We start from the raw sequence: 25,431 nt of genomic DNA on the forward strand, positions 1-25,431 counted from the left end.
TCGCCCGGCCCGGATACGGTCGACACATGACTGGTGAACACCCTGCGCTGGCACTCCGCGGCCTGGCCAAGCAGTTCGACGGCAAGGTGGCGGTCGCCGGGGTGGACCTGGCCGTCCCCGCCGGCTCGTTCTACGGCCTCCTCGGCCCCAACGGCGCCGGCAAGACCACCACCCTGTCGATGGCCGTCGGACTGCTCCGACCCGACCACGGCAACGCGTGGGTGCTCGGGCACGACGTCTGGGGTGACCCGGTCGAGGCGAAACGGCTGCTCGGCGTCATGCCCGACGGCGTCCGGCTGTTCGACCGGCTCACCGGCGCGGAGCTGCTGGCGTACCACGGGCTGCTGCGCGGGATGGACCCGGCGGTGGTCGACCAGCGGGCGGCGGAGCTGCTCGACGTGCTGGCCCTCACCGACGCCGGCCGGACCCTGGTCGTCGACTACTCCGCCGGCATGAAGAAGAAGATCGGCCTGGCCTGCGCGCTGCTGCACGGCCCCCGGCTGCTGGTGCTCGACGAGCCGTTCGAGGCGGTCGACCCGGTGTCGGCGGCGCTGATCCGCGACATCTTGCACCGGTACGTGGTCGGCGGCGGGACCGTCGTCTTCTCCAGCCACGTGATGGAGGTCGTCGAGCGGCTCTGCTCGCACGTGGCGATCCTCGCCGACGGCACCATCAAGCGGGTCGGCACCCTCGCCGAGGTGCGTGGCGAGCGTTCCCTGGAGGACGTCTTCGTCGAGGTCGTCGGCGGCCGGACCGCTACCGGTGAGGAGCTGGCGTGGCTGTCCCGGTGAGCACACCCGCCGAGCGGGTCCGCCCGGTCTCCCCGCGCCACTTCGTCCGGCTCAAGCTGCGGGTGATGGGCAACAACTTCCGGGGCCAGGGCTGGCGGATCGCGCTCTTCGTGGTCGGGGTGGTGGTCGGGCTCTGGTTCGCGGCCGGCGGTTTCCTGATGTTCGCCGCCCCCGGCTTCGCCGACGAACCCCGCTACGCGGTGATGGCGGCGGCGTTCGGTGGCGGGGTGCTCGTCCTCGGCTGGCTGCTGCTGCCACTGGTCTTCTTCGGTGTCGACGAGACCCTCGACCCGGCCCGGTTCGCCCTGCTGCCGCTGTCCCGCCGCACCCTGGTCACCGGCCTGTTCGCGGCGGCGCTGATCAGCGTGCCGGTGTTCGCGGTGCTGGTCGCGGTCGCCGGGCTGGTGGTCAGCGCCGCGCTGCTCGGCGGCGCGGCGGCCGGCGTCGTCGCCGCCGTCGGCGTGGTCGCCGGGGTGCTGCTCTGCGTCGCCGCCAGCCGCGCGGTGACCAGTGCGTTCGCCACCATGCTGCGGTCCCGCCGGGTCCGTGACCTGGCCGCCGTGCTGCTCGCCGTGGTCGCCGCGCTGCTCGGCCCGTTGCAGCTCGTGGTGCTGGCCGCCGTACGCACCGCCGACTGGGACCGGCTCGTCGGGGTGGCCCGGATCGTCGGCTGGACCCCGTTCGGCGCACCCTGGACGATCGGCCTGGACGTGGCCGAGGGCCGGGCCTGGGCGGTGCCCGTCAAGCTGCTGATCACCGCGGTGACCATCGGGGCGCTGCTGCTCTGGTGGTCCCGGTCGCTGGAGTCGGCGATGGTCGGCGCGGCGAGCGCCGCCCCGACCAAGACCCGCCAGGCACCGACCGGCGGCGCGATCGCCCAACTCTTCCCCCGCGCGGTCGGCTGGGCCCGCCGGGACCGGTTCGGCGCGCTGGTGGCCCGCGAGTGCCGCTACTGGTGGCGCGACGCCCGACGACGGGCCAACCTGATCACCATCGCCGTGGTCGGGATCTTCGTCCCGGTGATGGTCAACCTCGGTGGCGCGGGCTTCGCCGTCGGCCAGGAGGGCTTCGAATCCACCGGGGACCCGTCGCCGGTACTGCTCAGCATCTCGATGATCTTCGTCGGCGTGCTCGCCTCGGTGACCCTGGCCAACCAGTTCGGCTTCGACGGCAGCGCCTACGCGGCGAACGTCGTGGCCGGGGTCCCGGGTCGGCTGGAGCTGCGCGCCCGGATGACCGCCTTCTCCGTGTACGTGCTGCCGATGCTCGGTCTCGTCTCCCTGATCATCAGCGGGGTGCTCGGCCGGCCGGAATGGTTCGGGGTGGCGGCGGGCGCACTGCTCGCCTCGTACGGGGTGGGGTTGGCGATCAACGGGTTCATCTCGGTGCTCGGGGCGTACTCGCTGCCGGAGACGAGCAACCCGTTCGCGATGAACGGCGGTTCCGGGGTCGCCAAGAGCATGCTCACCCTGCTGTCCATGGTCGGCTCGGCGGCTGCCGCCGTACCGATGGTGGTGGCCGCCGGGCTGCTCGGCGACGTCTGGCTCTGGCTGGCCCTGCCGGTCGGCGCGGCGTACGGGGTGGGGGCGGCGCTGCTCGGGGCGTACCTGGCCGGGGACGTGCTGGACCGCCGGATGCCGGAGTTGCTGTCGACCGTCACCCCCCGCCGCTGATGCCGGTCGTCGAGGCGGTCACCACCGTCGCGGTCCCGCCGGAGGTGGCGTTCGCGGTGTCGCAGACCGTCGCGCCGGTGCGCTACCGGTGGGACCCGTTCGTCCGCGAACAGCACTTCGTCGACGGTGCCACCCGCCCCGGCAAAGGCGTGCGCACCTTCACCCGGTCCCGGCACGGCCTCGTGATGATCAGCGAGTACGTCTCCTTCGCCCCGCCGACGAACGTGGGGATGAAGATGGTGCGCGGCCCGTGGTTCTTCGAGATGTTCGCCGGTGGCTGGCGGTTCGCACCGGCACCCGAGCCGGGCCACACAGTCGCCACCTGGCGGTACAGCTTCCGTTGCCGGCCGGCGTTCCTGCGCCCGGTCGCCGACCGGGTCGGCGTCTGGCTGCTCACCCGGGACATCCGCCGCCGGATCGCCGGTTACGCGGCCGGTTGCGCCGACCCGCAGGTGCTGGCCGCCGCCCGTGCCACCCTGTCCGTCGACCCTCCACCCACCGGCACGGGTACGCCCTAGCGCCGCACCGCCGTCACGGGCGGCGGGTACGGCCGACCCTGACGGTGCCGACGAAGGAACGCCAGGTGTCGGGGGTGAAGTGGAGCGTCGGGCCAGCGCGGTCCTTGCTGTCCCGGACCAGCACCACCCCGGGCAGATTGTCCGCCACCTCGACACAGTTGCCGGAGTCGTCGGAACGCGACGAGGTCCGCCAGCGCGGCTTGTCAGGGGTCATGGCGTCACCTTCAGCTTGTTGATCAGGTCGAGTGAGGCGCGCTCGGCGAGCGCCTCACCCAGCAGGCTCTCCCACTTGCGTAGCATCAGTCGAATCCACTCCGGATGGTCCGCGATCTGCCCTCGGGCGGTGTTGTCCAGACACAGGACCTGCTCGCTCCCGGGCAGTTCCGCCAGCACGAACCCACCGCCCAGCGAGACGTGCGCACCGGCATCGAGCGGCAGCACATGGAGCCGCACATGAGGCAGCTCAGCAGCCTCCAGTAGCCGTCCGAGCTGCCGGTCCATCACCGCCGGCCCACCGATCGACCGCCGCAGTGCGCTCTCGTCGATGACGAAGACACACTCGGGTGGGTCGTCCCGCCCCAGTACCGCCTGTCGGCTCATCCGGAGCGCGAGGAGTTCCTCCACCCGCTCGTCGCGCTGGAGCCCGCCGGCCGAGAAGACGGCCCGCGCGTAGTCCTCCGTCTGGAGCAGCCCGGGCACCAGACACGGCTCGAAGTTGCGCAGCCGGGTTGCCTGAGCCTCGTAGCTCTGCCAGGGCAGGAACCATGACGGTGCCCGCTCCCCCTCCTGGTCTCTGGGCGCGCGCCCGGTCGGCGGGAAGGTCCGACGATCGTCTACGCGTGAGCGGCACCGAACCGGCGTGTCGTAGTCGTTTACCCGTGGACGATCATGAAAGCGAGGCCGTCTCTCGCCCCGACCTGGCAACGCGGGACTGGGCGGGGGCCACAATGTTTCACGTGAATCCAGAACCGGGTGCCGAGATCCACCACACCGACCCGTTCGCGGTGCCGACCGGGCAACGCTCGCCGGCCCGTCGGCTGCGGGGACGGCTCGCCGCACCGGTGACGCTCTGGACCGCACCCGGCCCGGCCGGGCTGACCGTGTCGTCCACCCTGGTCGCCGAGGGGGAGCCGGACCGGCTGCTCGGCCTGATCGACCCCGAGGCCGACCTCTGGGCGGCGATCGAGGAGGCCGGCCGGTTCGCGGTGGCCCCACTCGGGCCGTCCCACCGGCAGCTCGCCGACCGGTTCGCCGGGCTCTTCCCCTCGCCGGGCGGCCTGTTCGCCACCGACACGTGGACCGACACGCCCTACGGGCCGGTGCCCGCCGACGCCGGGAGCTGGGCCGGCTGCCGCCTGGACACCGCCCGGGAGTACGGCTGGGCGCTGCTCGTCGAGGCCACCGTCGAAACGGTCGAGATCCTGACCGACACCCCGCCCCTCCTGCACCACCGGGGCCGCTACCACCAACTCCCCTGACCGGGCGGGGTGGCGTCGCAATGTCACCGATATAGCGGCTTCCTGGCCGGCGGATACTGCTATATCGACCCAAGAGAGTGGATCATGGCCGGCCGGGCGGGGCCAGGGCGGCCGGCGGGGCGGGGTCATGGTCCCGGGCGCGGGGCGGGTCGGGGCGGGCGGCGGGAAGCGGGCGGCAGGGGCCGGTGAGCGGGGTGACGTGGGTCACTGGGCGCAGGTGGGGGACCGTTCGGCGCAGGGGACTGCCGGGATCGATCTGCACCTTTTCTCGCAGGCAGGCCGCTCTCTACGGTGCGCGAAACTCCCGATGCCTGTGAAGGTGGTGATCCACAGATGTCCACGGACACACCCACGCCCGCCCCGGCCGAGTCGGCGGCGGAGCGTTATCTGGCCGTACAACGGTCGGACGAGTTCGTCGGGTTGCGCCGCGCGCTGCGCAGCTTCGTCTTCCCGATGACCGTCACGTTCTTCCTGTGGTACGCGCTCTACGTGATCCTCTCCGCCTACGCGCGGGACTTCATGGGCACGAAGCTCTTCGGCAGCAACATCAACGTGGCGCTGATCTTCGGGCTGCTCCAGTTCGTCTCGACGTTCCTCATCGCCTGGCTCTACTCGCGGTACGCCGACCGCAAGCTCGACCCGACCGCCGACCGCATCCGCGCCGAGATCGGGGAGGTGACCCATGAACACGGTCCTCGCGGTTGAGGCGGGTGGCGGCACCGCCCGCAACCTGACCATCACGCTGTTCCTGGTCTTCGTGGCGGTGACCCTGGCGATCACGATCTGGGCCAGTCGGCAGACCAAGACGGCCACCGACTTCTATGCCGGCGGCCGGTCGTTCTCCGGTTTCCAGAACGGCATGGCGATCGGCGGCGACTACATGTCGGCCGCGTCGTTCCTCGGCATCGCCGGCATCATCGCGCTGTACGGCTACGACGGCTTCCTCTACTCGATCGGCTTCCTGGTCGCCTGGCTGGTGGCGTTGCTGCTGGTGGCGGAGCTGCTGCGCAACTCGGGCCGCTACACGATGGCCGACGTGCTGGCGTTCCGGATGCGTCAGCGCCCGGTGCGTACGGCGGCGGCGGTCTCCACCATCACGGTGTCGATCTTCTATCTGCTGGCCCAGATGGTCGGGGCGGGCGCCCTGGTCGCGCTGCTGCTGGGGATCAAGCCGGGCACCACGTTCCTCGGCATGGACGCCGACACCGCCAAGATCGCCACCATCATCATGGTCGGCGCCCTGATGATCATCTATGTGACCGTGGGTGGTATGAAGGGCACCACCTACGTCCAGATCGTCAAGGCGTTCCTGCTGATGACCGGCGCGCTGGTGATGACCGTGCTGGTGCTGGCCAAGTACAACTTCAACCTGTCGGCGCTGCTCGGTGACGCCGCCGCCACGTCGGGCAAGGGCAGCGCGTTCCTCGAACCCGGGCTCCGCTACGGCGTCGAGGTGGCCGGCAACTCGACGCAGACCTTCTATAACAAGATGGATCTGCTGTCGCTGGGCATCGCCCTGGTGCTCGGCACCGCCGGCCTGCCGCACATCCTGATCCGCTTCTACACCGTGCCGACCGCCAAGGCGGCCCGCAAGAGCGTGCTCTGGGCGATCGGCATCATCGGCACCTTCTATCTGTTGACGCTGGCGCTGGGCTTCGGCGCGGCGGCGCTGGTCGGCGGCAAGGCGATCGTCGCGCAGGACAAGGCCGGCAACACGGCCGCGCCGCAGCTCGCCGAGGAGTTGGGCAAGACCTTCCTCGGCGGCAACCTGGGCGGGGCGACCCTGTTGGCGATCATCGCGGCGGTCGCGTTCGCCACCATCCTGGCGGTGGTCGCCGGCCTGACCCTGGCCTCGTCGTCCAGCCTGGCGCACGACTTCTACGCCAACGTGATCAAGAAGGGGCAGACCTCCGAACGCCAGGAGGTCCGGGTGGCCCGGATCTCGGCCCTGGTCATCGGCGCGGTCTCGATCGCCCTGTCGATCTTCGCGCAGAGCCTCAACGTGGCCTTCCTGGTGGCGTTGGCGTTCGCGGTGGCCGCCTCGGGCAACCTGCCGGCGATCCTCTACAGCCTGTTCTGGAAGCGGTTCAACACCTCGGGCGCGGTCTGGGCGATCTACGGCGGCCTGATCTCGGCCGTGTTCCTGGTGTTCTTCTCGCCGGTCGTCTCCGGCGCACCGACCTCGATGTTCCCGGAGCACGACTGGCAGTGGTTCCCGCTGTCCAACCCGGGCCTGCTGTCCATCCCGTTCGGGTTCCTCTGCGGCTGGATCGGCACGGTCATCTCCAAGGAGCACGACGAGGACAAGTACGCCGAGTTGGAGGTGCGTGCCCTCACCGGCGCGGGTGCGCACTGAGCAACCGGCACCACGAGGCCCCGCCGCGAGCGATCGCGGCGGGGGCCTCCGCCGTCGCCCGGGGCCCGCCGACCCCGACGGCCGCGTCGTGGCAGGCCCCGGGGCAGAGACGGGCAGGGTACGGGGCACGGGCGTCACCCAGGTCGAAATGACCTGCGGCGGTCGCGCTGAGTAGGCTGACCGCCATGAAGGTTGCCCAGCGGTTCGGTAGCGGTCACCGCGTCCTCGTCACCGGCGGTGCCGGGTTCGTCCCGTCGCACCTGGTGGACGCCCTGATCGAGCGCGGGTGCACGGTCGTCGCGCTGGACAACTTCGTCACCGGCTCCAAGGACAACGTCGCGCACCTCGCGGAGCACCCGCGGTTCACCCTGGTCGAGGCGGACATCTCCGAGGGTCTGCCCAGCCACCACCCGGCCCTGGCCCAGCGGTTCGACGCGATCCTGCACATGGCCTCCCCGGCCAGCCCGACGGACTTCGCGAAGCTGCCGGTGGAGATCCTCCGGGTCGGCTCGGTGGGCACCCTGCACCTGCTCGACCGCGCGGTCACCGACGACGCCCGGTTCCTGATGGCCTCCACCTCCGAGGCGTACGGGGACCCGAAGGAGCACCCGCAGCGGGAGACCTACTGGGGCAACGTCAACCCGATCGGGGTGCGCAGCGTCTACGACGAGGCGAAGCGGTTCTCCGAGGCGGCCACGATGGCGTACCACCGCAGTCGGGGGCTGGACGCGGCGATCGTCCGGATCTTCAACACGTACGGCCCCCGGATGCGGCCGGACGACGGCCGGGCCATCCCGACGTTCATCTCCCAGGCGTTGCGTGGCGAGCCGATCACCGTGCACGGCACGGGTGAGCAGACCCGGTCGATCTGTTACGTCGACGATCTGGTGCGCGGCATCCTGCTGCTGCTCGACTCGACGCAGACCGGCCCGATCAACTGCGGCACCGAACACGAGCTGACCATGCGGCAACTCGCCGAGACGATCGCGTCACTCTCCGGCAGTACGTCACAGGTGACCTACGTCACTCGCAGCTCGGACGATCCGGAGATGCGCCGCCCCGACCTGACCCTCGCCCGGGACCTGCTGGGATACCAGCCGCAGGTGTCGCCCGACGAGGGCCTGCGACGCACCATCGACCATTTCCGCAGCCGGCTAGGGTAGCTCTCCCACGCCACGCGGGGCGCTCGGGAGGCTTCACATTCAGCGAACGCTCGACCCGCCTACGTACGCTGAAACGCATGTCAGCGACCTCGTCAGCCGGCGCCTCGCTCCCGTACCTGCACCGCAGCGCGGGCCGTGCCTCGGTGCCCGGCTCCGACCGGGGCGCCACCGGGCGCACCCGCCAGTCCGACGCGCAGTGGTACCCCTCGCACCAGGAGAGTCAGCCCCGGTCGGGCGGGCCGGGTGGCCCCGGCACACCCTCGGGGCCGGGCGGGCCGGGGAACTACGGCCGGCGTGGGCCGCGCCCGCGCTGGGGGCGGATGGCCCTGGTGGCCGGCGTGACGGTGCTGGTGGTGGCGCTGCTCGGCGGGATCGGGGCCTGGTTCTACACCCGTAACCTCAACGAGGACCTGGCCCGCACCGACCCGTTCTCGGAGATCACCGGTGGGCGGCCGGCGAAGGCGGTCGACGGGGCGCTCAACATCCTGCTGGTCGGCACCGACTCGCGGGACCCGGACGCGGCGGTCGACAAGCCGGGCGAGTGGCGGGCGGACACGCTGATCGTCATGCACATCCCGGCCGACCACAAGTCGGCCTACCTGGTCTCCGTCCCGCGTGACCTGTACGTGCCGATCCCCGAGAGCGCGGGCGCGGCCTGCGACTCCGGTCGGCGTGCCAAGATCAACGCTGCCTTCGCCTTCGGTGGCCTGCCGCTGGCGGTACGCACCGTGGAGTGCTTCACCGACGTCCGGATCGACAACGTGATGGCGATCGACTTCGGCGGCTTCAAGGAGGTCACCGACGCGCTCGGCGGGGTCGACCTGAAGGTGGAGCGGAGCATCACCTCGATCCACAAGCCGTACCGGAAGTTCACCAAGGGCACCATGCACATGGACGGCGCGACGGCCCTGGACTGGATCCGCCAGCGCAAGCAGTTCCCCCAGGGCGACTTCGCCCGGATGCGCCACCAGCAGGAGTTCCTGCGGGCGCTGATGGACAAGGCGGCGAGCACGGGCACGCTGACCAACCCCAAGAAGCTGAACGCGTTCCTCCAGTCGGTGACCGCCGCGGTGACCGTCGACAACGACTTCTCCCTCGGCGACATGGCGATCCAGTTCCGCAACCTGCGCGGGGAGAACCTGACCTTCCTCACCAGCCCGAACACCGGCAGCGACACCATCAACGGCGAGTCGGTGGTGGTGTCGGACCGGGAGAAGGCGCTGGCGATGTACAAGGCGATGTCCGCCGACACGATGGCGGACTGGGTGGCCGCCGACAAGAAGGCGGACACGCCGGGCAACGGGAACTGAGCCGGCCCGGCATCCGGGGTCGGCCCGACCCCGGATGTCGGGCAGATTTCGACGAGCGTCATCAGAGGTCTTTACCGAAGGCTTGATCATCAAAAGCCAACAGCCGTCCGGTCTCATCGATTCATCCGTTCGGACAAATCGCGGAGGAAAAGGTCGGGTTGTCTGGGATTTGTGCGTGTGACGACCTCGCCTTGACGGGAAGCGGTACGTAAAGTGGTCCCGCCCCCCGATCACGCGAGCTGGAGCATGCATGCCGGTTCAGACCAGCCCCCGCCCTTCGTCGCTGAACGCCGACCCCTACCGGGCGTCGGCCGCCGTCCCGTCACCGGGCGGTCGCGGCGGTCGGCCCTCCGGCACGGCCCGCAAGCGCACCCGGCGCAAGGACCCGCTCTGGGCGCGGCTGACCGTCATCTTCGGCGCGGTGCTGATGGTGACCAGCGGCATCGCGATCGTCGGCAGCAAGGCGCTGATCAGCCAGGCCACCGGCAACATCGCCCAGCGCAACCTGCTCGGCGGGGCGGGGAAGACCGAGGCGGAGGGCGGCGCCAACCTGGACGGCCCGATCGACATGCTGCTGCTCGGCGTGGACGCCCGGGAGCGCTGGGCCGCCGACGACGTCCGGTCGGACAGCATCATCGTGCTGCACATCCCGGCCAGCCACGACCAGGCGTACCTGATCTCGATCCCCCGCGACACCGAGGCACAGATCCCCGCGTTCAAGAAGAGCGGGTTCAAGGGCGGCACCGACAAGATCAACGCGGCGTTCCAGGCCGGCGCGCGCAACGGCGGCGGCTGGGAGGGCGGCGCGCAGCTGATGGCCCAGACCATCAAGAACATGACCGGAGTCAGCTTCGACGGTGCCGCGATCATCAACTTCGGTGGCTTCAAGAACGTCATCGACACCCTCGGCACGGTGCGCATCTGCGTCAGCCACGAGGTGAAGTCGCACCACATGATGATGGTCGACGGCAAGCAGATGTGGAACGCCGACGCCAAGAAGACCGGCCGGCCGATGACCCCGGTGGTCTACAAGAAGGGCTGCCGGGAGATGAACGGCCTCCAGGCGCTCGACTACTCGCGGCAGCGTTACGGCCTGCCCAACAGCGACTACGACCGCCAGCAGAACCAGCAGCAGCTGATCAAGGCGATGGCCCGCAAGGCCACCGACAAGGGCATGATGACCAACCCGGTCAAGGTCAACCAGCTGATCAAGGCGGCCGGCAAGGCGTTCATCCTGGACACCGGCGGGGTGCCGGTCGCCGACCTGGTCTTCACCATGCGCGGGGTCACCGCCAACGAGTTGACCATGCTGCGCACCAACGGTGGCACATTCAACGGCAACGCCAACAACCGTGAGGCGCTCAGCCAGCAGACGCTGGACATGTTCCAGGCGATCAAGGAAGACAAGCTGGCCGAGTTCGTCTACGCCAACCCGAGCGTGCTGTCCACCCGGAAGTGACCCGCCGGTAGTCCCGGCGAACCGGCCCGGGGACCCGTGGTCCCACCGTAGCCTGACGTGAGAAACACTCACGTTTCGGCCACGGGAGGGCGTCACGGCCAGGTCAGCGCGATCCGTTCGGGGGCGGGGCACACCGCCTCCCGCCCGGCGCGGGACACGCTGGTCGCGGATCCTGCTCGGCGTCGGCCTGACCCTGGTGCTGCTCGCCGGGCTCGCCGTCGTCGGGGTACGGCTGCTCGCCCACCGCTACGACCGGACGGTCAGCCGGGAACAACTACTCTCCCCCGACGCCCGGCAGGCCCGCACCGAGCTGGACACCGGGCTGAACTACCTGATCGTCGGCACCGACCGACGCCCCGGCGCAGCCGGGGCGGACCAGCGGTCGGACACCATCCTGATCGTGCACGTTCCGCCCGGCCTACGGCAGGCGTACCTGATTTCCGTCCCCCGCGACCTGCTGGTCGCGATCCCACCCGACGCCGCCGGCTACGGCGGGGGCCAGGACAAGATCAACGCGGCGTACGAGCACGGCGGTGGCGGCGAGGGCGGCACCCGACTGCTCTCGGCCACCCTGACCCGACTCACCGGCATCCGCTTCGACGGCGCGGCGCTCGTCGACTTCGCCGGCTTCCGCCAGGTCATCGACCTGCTCGGGGGCATCCGGATGTGCGTCGACACCGAGGTCCGGTCGATCCACACCGGGACGAACTTCCCGGTCGGCTGCCAGCAGATGGACGGCGCCAGGGCGCTGGACTACGCCCGGCAACGCTACGACCTCCCGAACGGCGACTACGACCGGCAACGACACCAGCAGCAGATGCTGCGGGCGATGCTGGACCGGGCCGCCCAGTCCCACCTGCGCAGCGACCCCGTGCAACTGGACCGGGTGCTGCGGGCGGTCGGCAGCTCGCTCACCGTCGACACCAACGGGGTGCCCCTGGACGACCTGGTGTTCGCGCTGCGTTCCCTGCCCGCCGACGCGCTGCACGGGGTGCAGTTGCCGTCCTACCCGCAGACCATCGACGGCATCTCCTACGTGGTGCTGGACCAGGGCGGCGGCGGGCTCTTCGACGCCGTCCGCACCGACCGGCTGCCCGACTGGTCGCGGGCCAACCCGCGCTGGGTCAACCGGCTGTGACCACCACCCCGACCACCGGATCCCGCGCTCCCGGGGCCCCGGGAGCCACCGGCATCCCTGGAGCCACCGAGGTCCCGGAAGCCACCGGCATCCCGAGAACCGCCGGGGTCCCGGGAGCCACCGAGGTGCCGGGAGCCGCCACGCCGGCTGCCGACGTGCCGTCGGCGGCACCGAGGATCTAGGCTTGGTGACCGTGTTCGGATCCCAGGTTCCCAGCGTCCCCGTGACCGCGATCGACGACGACACCTACCTGCTCGACGTCCGGGAGGACGACGAGTGGGCGGCGGGCCACGCGCCCGGCGCCCACCATGTGCCGATGATGGAGCTGCCGGCCCGGCTCGCCGAGGTCCCCACCGACCGCGAGGTGGCGGTGATCTGCCGCTCCGGCGGGCGCTCCGCACAGGTGGTCGGCTACCTGCTCGGCAACGGGTGGGAGCAGGTGCGCAACGCCGACGGCGGGATGCGGCAGTGGGTGGCCGTCGGCAAACCGGTGGTCACCGGGGACGGGCAACCCGGCCAGGTCATCTGAGCGACCGAGCATGGGCGATCCACTGGTCTTCGCGCACCGTGGCGCGTCGGCCGACCTCCCCGAACACACCCTGGCGGCCTACCTACGGGCCCTCGACGAGGGTGCCGACGGGTTGGAGTGCGACGTCCGACTGACCCGCGACGGGCACCTGGTCTGCGTACACGACCGGCGGTTGAACCGGACCAGCAACGGTCACGGTCTGGTCAGCGCCCGCACCCTGGCCGAGCTGGAGGCGTTGGACTTCGGCTCCTGGCATCCCGGGTGCACACCGGCCGACGGCGACGAGGCAGGCGACGACGCGCACACCCGGCTGCTCACCCTGGACCGGCTGCTGACCGCCGTACGGGACGCGGGCCGCCCGGTCCGGCTGCTGGTGGAGACCAAACACCCGTCCCGCTACCGGGGGGACGTCGAGCGCCGGTTGGTGACCATGCTGCGGCGGCACGGGCTAGCCGAACCGGGCCCCGACGACCCGGTCCAGGTCACCGTGATGTCGTTCTCCCCCCTGGCCGTCCGCCGGGTCCGTGAGCTGGCCCCGGCGCTGCCGACGGTGCTGCTGCTGGAGGTGCTGCCCCGCTGGCTGCCGCTCGGCCGGCTGCCGTTCGGGGCCCGGATCGCCGGGCCGGGCATCGGCCTGGTCCGGGCCCGCCCGACGCTGGTGCCCGCGCTGCGGGCCGCCGGCCACCCGGTGTACGTCTGGACGGTCAACGAACCGGCCGACCTGGACCTGGTCCTCGACGCGGGGGTGGACGGGGTGATCACCGACCGCCCCGCCCTCACCCTGGCCCGGCTCGGCCGGTGAGGCCAGTCGCCGCCCGACCCGACCGACCGGTGCGGCCCGTCGCCCGACCGGCCCGCTCGCGCCCGGGCGTCCCAGCGGCGGGTCGGCCCCCGCCCGGGGATGTCCGACGGGCGGTGCACCGGGCACACTCGGGGCATGCCGGAGCGAACCGATCTCGCCGACCTCATCACCGACCACGGCGCGGTGATCGAAATGATCAACTCGGGAGAGGCCGGGTTGCCGGTGCTCACCGCGCTGCTGCGGGCAGCCCGACCCGCGCTCGGCGCGGCCTGCGTGGCCTTCGTCGAGTTCGCCCCGACCGGGGGACGGGTGATCGCCGCCAGCGGCTGCGCCGAGTGGACCATCGGCCGCCCGTTGCCCGCCTCCGACCCGGCCACCGTCTGTCTGCTCACCGGTCCCCGGGTCCGGCAGACCCGGCTGGACCACCTCGACGGTCCGCTCGCCGGCGAGCTGGCCGAGCGGGGCCTGCGCCGCATGATCGTCGCCCGCGCCGAACTCAACGGCCTGACCGTCGGCAGCCTGCACGCCCTCTACGCCGACGGCGAGGAGTCCGAGGACCGGGTCCAGCACGCCACCCTCGGCTACCTCGCCTCCTGCATCGCCCACATGTACGGCGACCAGAGCGGCCTGCCGGTGCACGGCGACGGCCCGGTCGTGGCGGCGCTCGCCGACGGTCTGGCCGTGGTCGACCGGGACGGCCGGGTCCGGCTCTGGAACCCCGCCGCCGCCCAGGTCACCGGCCGCGGCGCCGGTGAGGCACTGAACCGCCCACTACCGTTCCCGCTCCCCCCGACCGGCCAGGTGCTCGACCACCAACTACCCGACGGGCGGTGGCTGCGGATCACCTCCGGCGAGCTGGTCGACCCGGGCACGCTGCGGGTGGTCACCTTCCGCGACATCACCGACCAGCAGCGCCGGGACTCCGACCGGGACCTCTTCGTCGCGGTCACCAGCCACGAGCTGCGTACCCCGGTCACCGTCATCAAGGGGTACGCGGACACCCTCACCGACCACTGGGAGTCGCTGACCGACCACGACCGGCGGCAGGCGGCCCGGGTGATCGGTCAACGGGCCAACGAACTGGCCCGGCTGGTCGACCGGCTGCTCGCCTCAGCCACCGACGTACGCCCCGGCGACGAGCCGGCCGTGCCGTTCGACCTCGGCGGGGCGTTGCGCGCGGCGGTGCTGGACCTCCCCGGTGACCTGCGCCGCCGCCTGCTCCTGCACGTCCCCGTCGACCTGCCCAAGGCGCTCGGGGACCGGCACAGCCTCACCACCGTGCTGACCGAGCTGTGCACCAACGCGGGCAAGTGGTCACCTCCGGACGCCGTGATCGAGGTGTTCGCGGCCGCCGACGGGCAGACCGTGTCGTTCCGGGTGACCGACCGGGGGGTGGGCATCCGGCCGGAGCACGTGGAACGCGCCTTCGACCGGTTCTGGCAGGGCGAGTCCGGCGACCGGCGGGGTTATCCCGGGGCCGGGTTGGGTCTCTATCTCGTCCGCCGGATCGTTGAACAGCAGAATGGATGGGTATCCCTACGTCCACGAGATGGTGGCGGTACCGTCGCAGAGGTGCGGCTGCCGCGCGGGTGAGCCGTCGGTGGACCCGGGGTGGTCCACCCCGCCAGCAGGCACGGGTCGAGAAGGAGCCGGGGTGTCGACGGGACGGGTCGAGCGTTCGTGGTGTGTGGTGGTTCCCCACCACGCCACCGGCGCGCGGCTGGCCCGGCACCGGCTCGCCGACGAGTTGGCCGGCCTGGTGCCCCCGCCGCTCCTCGCCGACCTGGTGGCGGTCCTGGCCGAACTGGTCGGCAACGCGGTCCGGCACGCCGACCCGCTGCCCGGCGGGGTGGTCCGGGTCGCCTGGCGGCTGCGGCCCACGTCGACCGGTCCGGGTCTGTCCGTCCGGGTGACCGACGGCGGCGCCGGCGTGGGGCCCCGGATGCGGGCCGCCGGCACGGACGCGGTCGACGGCCGGGGCCTGCACATCGTCGCCGGCCTGGCCAGTCGGTGGGGGGTCGACCGGGACGGTCTGGGGCAGAGCGTCTGGGCCGAGTTCGACCCGGCCGACTGCCGCCCGGATCTGATCGCCGCCGGCTGACCCGTCACCGCCGTCGGCCGCCGGCCGAGCCGCGGTCCGCCTGTCCCTCCACCAGCCGGGTCGGGATCGGCGACGTCGGCGACGTCGGCGGCACCGGCGACCCGGCAGGCGCGGGGCGGGTCCTGCCCCCACCGCCGCCGATCGGGCTCTAGGCTGTCTCGCCGTGAGCAAGCGTCGAAAGAACCAGCGCGCCGAGGCCGCCCCCCGCCGGGAGAAGATCCGGGACGTGTTCGTCCCCCGTCCGTTCGAAGGGCTGGTGGACGAACCGGAGTGGATCGCCCTGCGCGAACTCGTACCGGCCGCCTCGGCACCGCTGCGACTCACCCCGGACCTCGTCGAGGAGCACGGCGACCGCCCGGTCACCCTGGCGACCGTGCTGCCGATGGCCGCCCCGGCGATGACCAAGCCGGACGGTCGGGTGTTCATCGGTCTCCAGCGCCACCAGCAGTCCGGTGACGTCTCCCGGGACCTGGCCGACGCGCTGCTCTGCGCGTTGCGTACCGAGCCGGGTGGGGCGGTGACGGTGCCGCCGTTGCCGGGCCCCGGCCCCCGGCTCCAGGACATCCTGGTCGACGGCACGCTGGACATCACGATGCACGAGGGTTTCGAGTTCTGGCTCGATCCCGGCGCCGCCGACGACCCGACCGTGCAGGCGTCCCTGGAGCGGGCGAACGCCGCGATCTATCCGACCGTGAAGCTGGCCGCCGCCCGGGCCGCCTACTGGTGTCAGGTGCCGGAGAAGGCCCACGTGCGCTGGGTGCTCGGCGACGACGAGGACGCCGCGTTGGACGCGCTCTCCCGGCTCTCCGCCGCCGGTGCCCTCCCCCTGGGCGAGGGCACGAAGTTCGCCGGCATGTTCCGGGCGCACGGCCGGCTCGCGCCGGTCTGGGACCTGCCGGAGGACGTTCCGGCCGCCGAGTGGGAGGAGCCGGTCGCCGCGTTCGCCAAGCGGTACGCCGACGCGCTGGCCGAGAAGGAGCCGTTGGACGCCGCCGGTCGCCGGGCCCGCCAGGGCCTGCTCGGCCGCCAGCTCACCCTCCGCTGAGCCACCCCCACCGGTCCGGGGCGACGACGCCGGGGGAGGCGGACAGCGGGTCAGCCGGCGGGCGGTCGCAGTGGCTCGCGGACCAGCGGACAGGACATGCAGCGCGGGCCGCCCCGGCCGGAGCCCAGCTCCGAACCGGCGATCGGGATGACCTCGATGCCGGCGCGCTCCAACTGGGCGTTGGTCTCCACGTTGCGTTCGTAGCCGACACAGAGCCGGGGGGCCAGCGCGAGGGTGTTGTTGCCGTCGTCCCACTGCTCGCGTTCGGCGGTCACCGGGTCCAGGCCGGTGTCGATCACCCGGAGCTGGTCGAGGTCCATCGCGTCGGCCGCCGCGCGTAGGAACGGCGCGGGGCCGTCGACCCGGGGCTCGCCGTCCGGGCCGGCGATCACCGTGTACGCCGACAGCGTGCTGGCCACGTTGGGGTACATCAGCACCGTGTCGACGTCGACCATGGTGCAGACGGTGTCGAGGTGCATGGTGGCCCGTTCCTGGGCGATCGGCACCACCAGCATGGTGTGCGCCAGGCCGGCGGCGAAGACCTGCCGGGCCAGCCGCTCGGCACCGGCGGGGGTGGTTCGCTCGCCCACCCCCACGGCGAGCACCCCGGGGGCGAGCAGCAGCACGTCGCCGCCTTCGAGGTGTTCCAGGCCCGGGTGGTAGACGGCCCGGGTGCCGACGAAGCGGGGGTGGTAACGGTAGATCGCGTCGGTCAGGGTGGTCTCCCGGCGGCGGGCCGGCATGGCGAGGCTGGTGACCCCGACCCGGTCGCCGATCCACAGTGACGAGTCGCGGGTGAAGAGCAGGTTGGGCAGCGGGTCGATGACGAACTCGTGCCGGTCCATCATCGTCCAGACCAGACCGCCGGGGCGCTCGGCGCTGATCCGTACCTCCTCGTGGGCGAGCCCGGCGGTGAGCACGTCGGCGAGCGCGGCGGGGTCGAGGTAGGCGAGGTGGTCGGCGACCCGGCGGCGCAGGGTGTCGCCCAGCCGGGGCGAACCGAGCACCTGCTCGGTCAGCTCGGCGCGGGCCTCGGGGACGGCGAGCGTCTCGGCGAGCAGGGTGGCGAGGTAGAGCACCTCCACACCGCGCCCGCGCAGCTCGGCGGCGAAGGCGTCGTGCTCCTCCTGGGCCCGGCCGACCCATGGGATAGCGTCGAAGAGCAACGAGTCGTTGTTGCGGGGGGTGAGGCGGGCAAGTTCCGGACCCGGCCGGTGCAACAGCACCGTGCCGAGTCGACCGACCTCGCTGTCCACGTAGTGGGTCACCTCCGCAGCGTAGGGCAGTGATGAACGATCTTCAGCGGAAGAACAGCGGATGAATATGGCATTCATCCGCACTCATTCCGGCGTTCCAACTTGCCGTACCCCCACAGTGGCGACGTAGGGTAGTGAGACCATAACTTTCGAGGGACCTTTTGCCGGAGGTCGCGATGACTGTCTTTCCCGCTCGTCGAGCCGTACCCACCCGGGCACTGCCGCCCGTGGCGGTGCCGCACCCCCGTCCCGACGGGTCCGCGGCACTCGATCCGGCCCGTCCCACCCCACTGGAGTGGGCGCGTCGACGCCGCGCCGAGCGTGGCGCCCGCCGGCTGGAGGCCGCCGGGGCGCGGGCGCTCGGTCAGCTCGACCACCTGGGCCCCGCCTGGCACGTCATCGAGTGGCCGCGCACCGACGTCTCCGACGTCCTGCGCGACCACGGCCAGGACGAACGCGCCGGGTTCCTCGCCATCGGCCCCAGCGGGCTGTTCGCGGTGAGCATCGCCGACCACGGCCGGGCCCGGGTGCTGGTCGCCGGGGACGTGGTGCAGATCAACGGCAAGCGCCCGCCGTACGTGGCCGAGGCCCGCAAGGACGCCAAGCGGGCGAGCAAGGCCCTCACCGCAGCGGTCGGCCTGCCGATCCCGGTGACGCCGGTGCTGACCTTCGTCGGCTCCGGCGTCATCAGCGTCTACGGCCTGCCCAAGGACTGCATGATGGCGACCCACCGGGAGCTCGACCGGCTCCTCGTCGCCGGAGGCAACCGGATCAGCCCGGCCACCGCCGAGAAGCTGTCCCGGGTCGCCCAGGCACCGCAGACCTGGCACAACGGCACCTACCGTCCCACCGGCGACTACCGGTGGTACGACGAGGGCCGAACGGCCGCTGACAAGCCGGCAGGTCGCCGGTAACGTCACCGGCGACGCCCCGCGGCACCGGTCCCCCCGACATCTCCGGTCCGCGCCGTCGCCGGCCGCCCACCAAGGCACCCGATCCACCCACCGGCGGCCGGTGGCTCCCGCGCGGTCGGCGACCGTCATCAAGACCGGCTAGCGTGGACAGTCCGTCGGTGTACCTAGGAGGCGCGGTGGCCCACGTCGAACTCTCGCTCTCGGACGTGTTCGTGCCGGCCGCACGGACGACGCCGACAGGGCCGGGAGGCGACAACGTCGGGCAGTGGTCAGCCACCGTCTCCCACGCCGAGGAGCCCTGCCTCCTGATCGCCGCCGACACCCGGGTGGTCGCCATCTCCGCCGCCGGCTGCGAGCTGCTCTGTCTCGGCGCTCCCGAGGAGGTGGTCGGCCTGCCGCTGCTCGAAGGGGGCCTGCGGCTGCTCGACTTCACCGCCGCCCGGCACGAGCTGCCCGAGCAGGAGACCGACAAGATCCCGCCGTTGCTGGCCCTGCACTCCGGTCGACTCGCCCGGGGGCTGCTGAGGGTGCAGCCGGCCGGTGACGACACCACCTACGCCACCGTCGACGCGATCTCCACGCCGATGCTCACCGACGGGTCGGTCGCCGGTTCACTCACCTTCTTCTCCGCGATCTGACCGGCTCTCCCGTCCCGACGCCCCCGCGCGACTCTCCCGAGGATCGGACCGTGCCGCCTGACCCCGCACACCGTCCCCCGTGCCACCGGCCGGTCACCGGTCGGATCGTCGTGGCCCTGCTCGCCGTGCTGCCGGCCACCGGCTGCGCCGCACCGCCGCCAGACCCGCCACCGGTCCCCCTCGCCCCACCGACACCCGCCGTCAGCGCGCCGCCGGCAACGTCGCCCGGCATGCCGCCGGTGACCCCCACGCTGCCGGTGATCCCGACACGGCCGTCGACCCCGCCGCAGCCGACCCCCACCGCCGCGACGGTCGCCACGGCCTGCGCCGGCCGGCCCTCCGCCAACTCGGTGATCGGGCTGCTGCGCAGCGACGTGCTGCCGGGCGACGTGTCGGTGCGGGCAGTCGAGGGGCCGCTCTGCGCCGACGGCTGGCACTACACCGTGCTGGCGGTCAGCGGGCACGAGGAGCTCCAGGCGGTCAGCCGGGGGGAGCCGGGGGCGCTGCGGCTGGTCACCGCCGGCACGGACGTCTGCTCGATCGAGGTCAAGGCCGTCGCACCGTCCGCCATCCGGACGTTGGCCTGCGACGCCGGGACCGGGCTGCCACCGGGTGCGTAGGCTGGGCGACATGCCCGGAACACCGCCGACCCGATACGTCTACCTGGGCCCGGAGGGCACCTTCGCCGAACAGGCGTTGCGTACCGTCCCGGCCGCCGAGCACGGCAGTCGTACGCCCGCCCGCAGTGTCGGCGAGGCACTGGAGAGCGTCCGGGCCGGCGAGGCGGACGCGGCGCTGGTGCCGATGGAGAACTCGATCGGCGGCGCGGTCGGGGTGACGCTGGACGAGCTGGCCGAGGGAGGCCCGCTGGTGATCACCCGGGAGGTGATCCTGTCGGTGGAGTTCGTGCTCGGCGCGCGCCCCGGCACCGAACTCGCCGGGGTGCGCAGCGTGGCCGCCCACCCGCAGGCGTCCACCCAGTGCCGCAACTGGCTACGCGCCCACCTACCCGACGCCACGGTGATCGACGTGCTCTCCAACGGCGCGGCGGCGGCCGGCGCGGCCAACGGCGAGTTCGACGCGGCGATCTGCGCCCCGATCGGGGCGGCCCGGCACCGCTTGACGCTGCTCGCCGACAAGATCGCCGACCACCCGGACGCGGTGACCCGCTTCGCCCTGCTGTCCCGCCCGGCCCGCCCCGCCGCCCACCGGCGACGACCTCACCTCGCTGGCCGTCTACATCGCCCACGACCGGGTGGGCGCCCTGCTGTCGGTGCTGATGGAGCTGGCCGTCCGGGGGGTCAACCTGACCCGGATCGAGTCCCGCCCCACCGGTGAGGCGCTCGGTCGGTACGTCTTCTTCCTCGACTGCACCGGTCACGTGGCGGACGCCCGGCTCGGTGAGGCGTTGCAGGGGCTGCGTCGGGTCTGCGCCGAGGTGCGCTTCCTCGGGTCGTACCCCCGGCACCGCTGGACCGACGCGGTGGGTGACCGGCCGGTCCCGGCACCGGCCGGCCTGTCGGACGCCGACTACACCGACGCGGCGGCCTGGCTGGCGCGGCTGCGCTCCGGCGAACTGAGCTGACCCCGCCTGCCGCAGCGCCCGACGGCACGCAGACGGATGGGGGTGGTCCCGGCCGGGACCGCCCCCATCTCGGCGAAGGTCAGCTGAGCAGGCCGCCGAGCAGGCCCTGTTGCTGCTGCTGGCCGCCGCTGCCCTGGACCGGCGGCTCCTCCGACGGCTGGACCACGACGAAGCCCTGGCCGGCGAAGCTCATGGTGAACGCCTCACCGGTGCTGCGGCCGAGCAGGGTGCCCAGGCCGAGCTGCTCGGCGCGGTGGTAGCCGGTCTGGAGGTTGGCCGACCAGCAGACGGCGGCCTGCGGGTCGACGTAGGTGGGGGCGTCGACGTTGAGCACGACCGGGGTGCCCTTGGTGGTGATGGCGATCCGGCCGTGGCCGCTGAACACGCAGTTGAACAGGCCCGACGAGGCCATCCCCGCGCCGCCGACCATCTTGATGTCGTACGACAGGCTGGAGTCGAAGGCCAGCACGCTGGACCCGTTGATCGACAGGGCGTCGCCCGGCTCCAGGTCGATGATGTGCACGTCCTTGGCCAGCTCGGCGAGGAAGACGTCGCCGTGGCCGCTGAGCTTCATCAGCGGCACTCCCTCGCCGGTGAGCCGCTGCTTGATGAACTTGCCGATGCCGCCCGAGCCGAGCGCCTGGAACTGCACCTGCCCCTGGTAGGCGACCATGGACCCGACCCGGGCCATCGCCTCACCGTTGAGTTCGATCTTGAGCATCTTGGAGTTCTGCAGCCGCATGCCGGGCTGGGCGGACTCCTTCTCCAGGTTCTCCGCGGAGAACAGCGCGCTGCGCATTGGGTTTTCCTCCTGATTGGGGGTGTGCTCGCCCCACGGTAGGCAGCCCCCGCAACAGCCGCATCGGCCGGGTGGAGCACAAGCCCGGCTCCACGCACCGAACCGGTCACCTGTGCGGAGGTGACCGGCCGGAGCAGCGGGTGGCGGGCTCAGCCCCAACCCAACGCGTGCAACCGCTCGTCGTCGATGCCGAAGTGGTGGGCGATCTCGTGCACCACCGTCACCGCCACCTCGTCGACCACGTCGTCCTCGGTGGCGCAGATGTGCAGGATCGGCCGACGGTAGATGAAGATCCGGTCGGGCAGCACACCCGAGTAGCTCCAGCCGCGCTCGGTCAGCGCGTGCCCCTCGTAGAGGCCGAGCAGGTTCTCACCGGCGGGCGGGTCGTCCTCGACCAGGATGACCACGTTGCTCATCAACCGGAGCAGCTCCTCGGGCACCTCGTCGAGGGCCTCGCCGACCAGCTCCTCGAAGCGTTCACGGCTCATCTCCACGGGCACCTCACCCATTGTGCCCGACCCGCCGCCCACCCACCGGCCCGATCACCCACGCTCGGACCGCCCACCGGGAGCGCCTCGAACCACCACACCGTGATCTCGCTCGATCCTGCTCACCGGGGCGACGAATCGCCCGGATACCACGACGACCGGGATCGAGGGTGGGCCCCGGCCCCACCCCAGGGCGGGGTGGGGCCGGGGCTCGGGGTCAGGAGGCGAGGCGGGCGGTGAGGCTGATCTGCGCGCCGGGGGAGAGCAGCCGGGAGATCGGGCAGCCCTCCTTGGCGGCCTGGGCCAGCTTGGTGAACTGGGCCTCGTCCAGGCCCGGGGCCTGACCGACGGTCTCCAGGTCGATCCGGGTGACGGTCATCCCCGCGTCGGTCTTGTCGAAGTGCACCTTGGCGGTGGTCTCCACCGAGGTGTCGGACAGGCCGGCGTCGGCGAGCTGCTTGGAGAGCGCCATCGAGAAGCAGCCCGCGTGGGCGGCCCCGATCAGCTCCTCGGGATTGGTCCCCTCGCCCTCCTCGAAGCGCGACTTGAAGGAGTAGTTCCCCTCCAGGCCACCCTTGCCGGTGCGGACGGTCCCGGCGCCCTCGGTGAGGTTGCCCTGCCAACGTGCGGATGCGGTACGGATAGGCATACCCGAACGCTAGTCGAACCCGCACCGCACTGCCGACCTTCCGGGGGCGGGCGCTCCCGGCCGGTGGCCCTCCGACGTGGGATGATGCGGGTCAGGCCCGCGACGCGGAAGGTAGCCGATGTCCCAGGATCTCCCCATCCCGAGACAGGACGACCGCTCGGACGACAGCCCCGTGCCGCAGTGGGACGCCCCCGAAGGACCCACCGGCCGGCGATTCGGGCCCTGGCCCACCGCGCTGCGCCGCGACCACCGGCTGCCCCCGGTGCTGACCCTGCTCGGCGCGGTCGCCGCCACGGCGTCGGCGGCCGGGGAATGGCTGGTGATGACCCTCCCGAACGGTGGTCCGGAGGGCAGCGGCACCATCCGGGTGCCCGGTGGGGTCGCCGAGGTGGGCGGCTTCGGCATCGCGTACCTGGTGGGACTGCTACTACTCAGCGCGGCGGTGGCGCTGACCCTGCGGGGGAGCGCGGCGGTCCGGCACGACGCCCGGGTGGCCGGGCTGGCCGTGGCGGGTGCCCTGCTGGTCCTGCTCACCGTCACCGCCTTCTCGTTGGACGACTCCGGGCAGCGGGCGGTGTTCTACTCCGCCGAGGACGGGTTCCGGGTGGACTACGGCCGGGGCCTGGTGATGGCCTTCGTGGCCGTCACGCTCGTCGGGGCGGCACTGCTCACGGTCGTCCCGCAGCAGCCGGCCGAACGGCCGGACGGCGACGGCGACGTGGCGGAGCGGACGGGCTTCGGCCCCGGCGGGGACGACCGGCCGGCCGTACCCGCCGACCTGACCGTCACCCCGACGGTCCCGTTCGCCCGTCGCGAACCCGACGCCTGAGCGCCCCACCCACCGCGACCCACCCCGCCGGTCGCCGGGAGCGGAGGTCGACCAGGTCCCCCGTCGGCCCTGCCACCGGCCACGACCCGCTCCCGCCCGGCGCCGGAACCGGCACGCCGGGTGGCGGTCCGGCGGCCATCGGACGTTGCCGCCCGGTTCGCCGGGAAGCCGTGGTGACGACCTTTCCGGCGAGGTACGGTTGCTGCCCGCCGTCACACCGGGTCGGACGACCGGTACGGACGGCGGCGGGCAAGGAGGAACGATGACCCGCCCGGGACTACCGAAACTCATCGCCACCGACCTCGACGGCACGCTGGTGCGCAGCGACGACACCGTCTCGGCGTACACCCACGGGGTGCTCGACCGGGTGCGGGCCGCCGGCATCCCGGTGGTCGGCGCCACCGGCCGGGGCCCCCGGTTGAAGGAACTCACCCGTAACGACATCCGGGCCGCCGACTACCTGGTGATGGCCGGCGGCGGCTGCGTGGTCGACCAGAGCGACCCGGCCGGCCCGGTGGTGCTGCGCGACGAACGGCTCTCTGCCGAGGTGCTGGCCGGTTTGCTGACCGACCTGGAGGCCGCCGTCGGCCCGCTGACCGTCATGGTCGAGGGCTCCGACGAGCACGACGCGCCGCTCTGGGGCGACTACCACCCGGCCTGGCCCTACCCCGAGCGGTTCGAGGCGCGCACCCGGGCGGAATGTCTCGCCCTCGACGTGATCAAGGCGTTCGTCCGGACCGCCGACCACGACGTGGACGAGCTGCTGGCCACCGCCCGCCGGATCGTCCCGCCGCAGGTCGCCACCCTCACCCAGGCCGGTCTCGGCTTCGTCGAGATCACCCCGGCCGGGGTGGACAAGGCCAGCGGGCTGACCGTGGTCGCCGAACGGCTCGGCGTCGACCCGGCCGACGTGCTGGTCTTCGGGGACATGCCCAACGACCTGCCGATGTTCGCCTGGGCCGGCTGGTCCCGGGTGGCCGTGTCGAACGCCCACCCGCTGGTGCGGGCCGCCGCCGACGAGGTGACCCTGCGCAACGACGACGACGGGGTGGCGGTCTACCTGGACCGACTACTCTCCCGGTGATGGGAGAGACACCACGGCTGGTCGCCAGCGACATCGACGGCACCCTGCTCGGCGACGACCGCCGGCTCAGCGCCCGCACCACGGCGGTGCTGGAGCGGATCGCCGCGGCGGGCACGCCGGTCGTGCTGGTCACCGGCCGCCCGATCCGCTGGCTCCAGACGGTGTACGACCAGCTCTCCGCCCCACTGCCGGCGATCTGCGCCAACGGCGCGGTGGTCTACGACCCGGACACCGACCAGGTGCTGCGGGCCGACCCGCTGGCCCCGGAACTGCTCGCCGAGGTGGCCCGGCGGTTGCGGGCGGCGGTGCCGGAGGTCAGCTTCGCGGTGGAGATCGTCGACAGCCGGGAGATGCGGCACGAGGCGCACTACCCGCTGCGCTGGGACGCCGACCACGATGCCATCCGGGCCGTCGAGTCGCCCGAGGAGCTGGCCTCGGTGCCGGCGGTGAAGCTGCTGGCCCGCGCCGGCACCCAGGACCCGGACGCCTTCGTGCAGGTGGTGGCGGGGGCGCTGGAGGGGCTGGCCGAGGCGACCCACTCGTCGTACAGCGGGCTGGTGGAGATCTCCGCCGCCGGGGTGACCAAGGCCGCCGGGCTGGCCTGGTACGCGGCCCGGCTCGGGGTGGCGCAGGCCGACGTGCTCGCCTTCGGTGACATGCCCAACGACGTGCCGATGCTGACCTGGGCGGGGCGGGCGGTGGCGGTGGCCAACGCGCACCCCGCCGTGCTAGAGATCGCCGACGAGGTGACCGGGGCGAACACCGCCGACGGCGTGGCGGCGTACCTGGAGAAGGTCTTCGGGGTGGGCTGAGCGGACCGGGGCGT

At 72.3% G+C, this 25,431-nt stretch carries 26 protein-coding genes and 2 pseudogenes; 22 read left to right on the forward strand and 6 right to left on the reverse strand.

The annotated features are described in order from the left end of the window. Positions 1 to 26: 26 nt before the first annotated feature. From J7462_RS19115 to J7462_RS19125, 3 genes are read left to right on the forward strand one after another with little or no spacing between them, the layout of a single operon-like run. A complete protein-coding gene (locus J7462_RS19115; protein ID WP_208565085.1) occupies positions 27 to 791 on the forward strand; it encodes an ABC transporter ATP-binding protein in 765 nt (254 codons plus the stop codon). After that, positions 776 to 2,464, forward strand: coding sequence for an ABC transporter permease (locus J7462_RS19120; RefSeq protein ID WP_219465300.1), 1,689 nt, complete (start codon positions 776 to 778; stop codon positions 2,462 to 2,464). The genes J7462_RS19115 and J7462_RS19120 overlap by 16 nt, the downstream gene beginning before the upstream one ends. Continuing rightward, positions 2,464 to 2,982 carry an SRPBCC family protein gene (locus J7462_RS19125; protein ID WP_219465301.1) on the forward strand — a complete coding sequence of 173 codons (519 nt, stop codon included), beginning with the start codon at positions 2,464 to 2,466 and terminating at the stop codon, positions 2,980 to 2,982. Before J7462_RS19120 ends, J7462_RS19125 begins: the two co-directional genes overlap by 1 nt. Before the next feature lie 13 nt (positions 2,983 to 2,995). Here J7462_RS19125 and J7462_RS19130 read toward each other — a convergent pair whose 3' ends face one another. Together J7462_RS19130 and J7462_RS19135 are read right to left on the reverse strand one after the other, a co-directional pair. Next, a complete protein-coding gene (locus J7462_RS19130; RefSeq protein WP_219465302.1) occupies positions 2,996 to 3,196 on the reverse strand; it encodes a DUF397 domain-containing protein in 201 nt (66 codons plus the stop codon). Next, on the reverse strand, positions 3,193 to 4,041 hold the full coding sequence (locus J7462_RS19135) for a DUF5753 domain-containing protein (protein WP_308290952.1): 849 nt from the start codon (positions 4,039 to 4,041) through the stop codon (positions 3,193 to 3,195). Before J7462_RS19135 ends, J7462_RS19130 begins: the two co-directional genes overlap by 4 nt. On the opposite strand from J7462_RS19135, the pseudogene J7462_RS19140 reads away from it, so the two are divergent. From J7462_RS19140 to J7462_RS19195, 12 genes and pseudogenes are all read left to right on the forward strand, one after another. After that, positions 3,927 to 4,460, forward strand: a pseudogene (locus J7462_RS19140) (flavin reductase family protein); the annotation flags it as partial. The gene J7462_RS19135 and the pseudogene J7462_RS19140 sit on opposite strands and share 115 nt — an antisense overlap. 333 nt (positions 4,461 to 4,793) lie before the next feature. Then, entirely contained in the window at positions 4,794 to 5,165 is a 372-nt protein-coding gene (locus tag J7462_RS19145; protein WP_219465305.1) for a DUF485 domain-containing protein, read from the forward strand. Next, complete coding sequence (locus J7462_RS19150) at positions 5,143 to 6,816, forward strand: cation acetate symporter (RefSeq protein WP_219465307.1); 1,674 nt, start codon at positions 5,143 to 5,145, stop codon at positions 6,814 to 6,816. Before J7462_RS19145 ends, J7462_RS19150 begins: the two co-directional genes overlap by 23 nt. Positions 6,817 to 7,001: 185 nt before the next feature. Continuing rightward, positions 7,002 to 7,979 (forward strand): NAD-dependent epimerase/dehydratase family protein, encoded by a 978-nt coding sequence (locus J7462_RS19155; protein WP_219465308.1) that lies wholly within the window; start codon positions 7,002 to 7,004, stop codon positions 7,977 to 7,979. 77 nt (positions 7,980 to 8,056) lie between these two features. Then, positions 8,057 to 9,289, forward strand: coding sequence for an LCP family protein (locus J7462_RS19160; RefSeq protein ID WP_219465310.1), 1,233 nt, complete (start codon positions 8,057 to 8,059; stop codon positions 9,287 to 9,289). A 250-nt stretch (positions 9,290 to 9,539) separates the two neighbouring features. Beyond that, positions 9,540 to 10,748, forward strand: coding sequence for an LCP family protein (locus J7462_RS19165; protein WP_208565095.1), 1,209 nt, complete (start codon positions 9,540 to 9,542; stop codon positions 10,746 to 10,748). Positions 10,749 to 10,944: 196 nt separating this feature from the next. Beyond that, positions 10,945 to 11,886, forward strand: a complete 942-nt coding sequence (locus tag J7462_RS19170; protein ID WP_208565096.1) for an LCP family protein — start codon at positions 10,945 to 10,947, stop codon at positions 11,884 to 11,886. 193 nt (positions 11,887 to 12,079) lie between these two features. Further along, the gene (locus J7462_RS19175; RefSeq protein WP_208565789.1) at positions 12,080 to 12,415 is read left to right on the forward strand and encodes a rhodanese-like domain-containing protein; all 336 of its coding nucleotides are present in this window, start codon (positions 12,080 to 12,082) and stop codon (positions 12,413 to 12,415) included. A 10-nt stretch (positions 12,416 to 12,425) separates the two neighbouring features. Then, the gene (locus tag J7462_RS19180; protein WP_208565097.1) at positions 12,426 to 13,217 is read left to right on the forward strand and encodes a glycerophosphodiester phosphodiesterase family protein; all 792 of its coding nucleotides are present in this window, start codon (positions 12,426 to 12,428) and stop codon (positions 13,215 to 13,217) included. Positions 13,218 to 13,352: 135 nt separating this feature from the next. After that, on the forward strand, positions 13,353 to 14,810 hold the full coding sequence (locus tag J7462_RS19185; protein ID WP_219465312.1) for an ATP-binding protein: 1,458 nt from the start codon (positions 13,353 to 13,355) through the stop codon (positions 14,808 to 14,810). A 94-nt stretch (positions 14,811 to 14,904) separates the two neighbouring features. After that, positions 14,905 to 15,318 carry an ATP-binding protein gene (locus J7462_RS19190; protein ID WP_307799007.1) on the forward strand — a complete coding sequence of 138 codons (414 nt, stop codon included), beginning with the start codon at positions 14,905 to 14,907 and terminating at the stop codon, positions 15,316 to 15,318. Positions 15,319 to 15,481: 163 nt separating this feature from the next. Further along, positions 15,482 to 16,363, forward strand: coding sequence for a DUF5926 family protein (locus J7462_RS19195; RefSeq protein WP_219465315.1), 882 nt, complete (start codon positions 15,482 to 15,484; stop codon positions 16,361 to 16,363). A gap of 50 nt (positions 16,364 to 16,413) precedes the next feature. On the opposite strand, the gene J7462_RS19200 is transcribed toward J7462_RS19195, so the two are convergent. Then, positions 16,414 to 17,631, reverse strand: a complete 1,218-nt coding sequence (locus tag J7462_RS19200) for an arginine deiminase (RefSeq protein ID WP_208565101.1) — start codon at positions 17,629 to 17,631, stop codon at positions 16,414 to 16,416. Between the two features lie 164 nt (positions 17,632 to 17,795). On the opposite strand from J7462_RS19200, the gene J7462_RS19205 reads away from it, so the two are divergent. From J7462_RS19205 to pheA, 4 genes and pseudogenes are all read left to right on the forward strand, one after another. Further along, positions 17,796 to 18,533: a hypothetical protein gene (locus J7462_RS19205; RefSeq protein WP_219465316.1), complete on the forward strand. Its 738-nt coding sequence runs from the start codon at positions 17,796 to 17,798 to the stop codon at positions 18,531 to 18,533. 176 nt (positions 18,534 to 18,709) lie between these two features. Beyond that, positions 18,710 to 19,171, forward strand: a complete 462-nt coding sequence (locus J7462_RS19210) for a hypothetical protein (RefSeq protein WP_208565103.1) — start codon at positions 18,710 to 18,712, stop codon at positions 19,169 to 19,171. A gap of 50 nt (positions 19,172 to 19,221) precedes the next feature. Further along, positions 19,222 to 19,791: a hypothetical protein gene (locus tag J7462_RS19215; protein ID WP_219465317.1), complete on the forward strand. Its 570-nt coding sequence runs from the start codon at positions 19,222 to 19,224 to the stop codon at positions 19,789 to 19,791. Between the two features lie 10 nt (positions 19,792 to 19,801). Next, positions 19,802 to 20,756: pseudogene (gene pheA, locus J7462_RS19220) on the forward strand (prephenate dehydratase). 79 nt (positions 20,757 to 20,835) lie between these two features. Here the strand turns inward: pheA and J7462_RS19225 are convergent. The 3 genes from J7462_RS19225 to J7462_RS19235 all read right to left on the reverse strand — a co-directional run bounded on the left by J7462_RS19225 (position 20,836) and on the right by J7462_RS19235 (position 22,692). Beyond that, complete coding sequence (locus J7462_RS19225) at positions 20,836 to 21,555, reverse strand: AIM24 family protein (RefSeq protein ID WP_208565106.1); 720 nt, start codon at positions 21,553 to 21,555, stop codon at positions 20,836 to 20,838. Positions 21,556 to 21,704: 149 nt separating this feature from the next. Continuing rightward, a complete protein-coding gene (locus tag J7462_RS19230; protein WP_208565790.1) occupies positions 21,705 to 22,049 on the reverse strand; it encodes a metallopeptidase family protein in 345 nt (114 codons plus the stop codon). 211 nt (positions 22,050 to 22,260) lie between these two features. After that, complete coding sequence (locus tag J7462_RS19235) at positions 22,261 to 22,692, reverse strand: OsmC family protein (RefSeq protein WP_208565107.1); 432 nt, start codon at positions 22,690 to 22,692, stop codon at positions 22,261 to 22,263. A 118-nt stretch (positions 22,693 to 22,810) separates the two neighbouring features. On the opposite strand from J7462_RS19235, the gene J7462_RS19240 reads away from it, so the two are divergent. From J7462_RS19240 to J7462_RS19250, 3 genes are all read left to right on the forward strand, one after another. Continuing rightward, on the forward strand, positions 22,811 to 23,521 hold the full coding sequence (locus J7462_RS19240) for a hypothetical protein (protein WP_219465318.1): 711 nt from the start codon (positions 22,811 to 22,813) through the stop codon (positions 23,519 to 23,521). A 262-nt stretch (positions 23,522 to 23,783) separates the two neighbouring features. Further along, the gene (locus J7462_RS19245; RefSeq protein WP_208565109.1) at positions 23,784 to 24,605 is read left to right on the forward strand and encodes an HAD family hydrolase; all 822 of its coding nucleotides are present in this window, start codon (positions 23,784 to 23,786) and stop codon (positions 24,603 to 24,605) included. Next, positions 24,605 to 25,417, forward strand: a complete 813-nt coding sequence (locus tag J7462_RS19250; RefSeq protein WP_219465319.1) for an HAD family hydrolase — start codon at positions 24,605 to 24,607, stop codon at positions 25,415 to 25,417. Before J7462_RS19245 ends, J7462_RS19250 begins: the two co-directional genes overlap by 1 nt. Positions 25,418 to 25,431 lie beyond the last annotated feature (14 nt).

The sequence above is a fragment of the Micromonospora sp. RL09-050-HVF-A genome (genome assembly GCF_019374995.1).
In the GTDB taxonomy this organism is placed as follows: Bacteria; Actinomycetota; Actinomycetes; order Mycobacteriales; family Micromonosporaceae; genus Micromonospora; species Micromonospora antibiotica.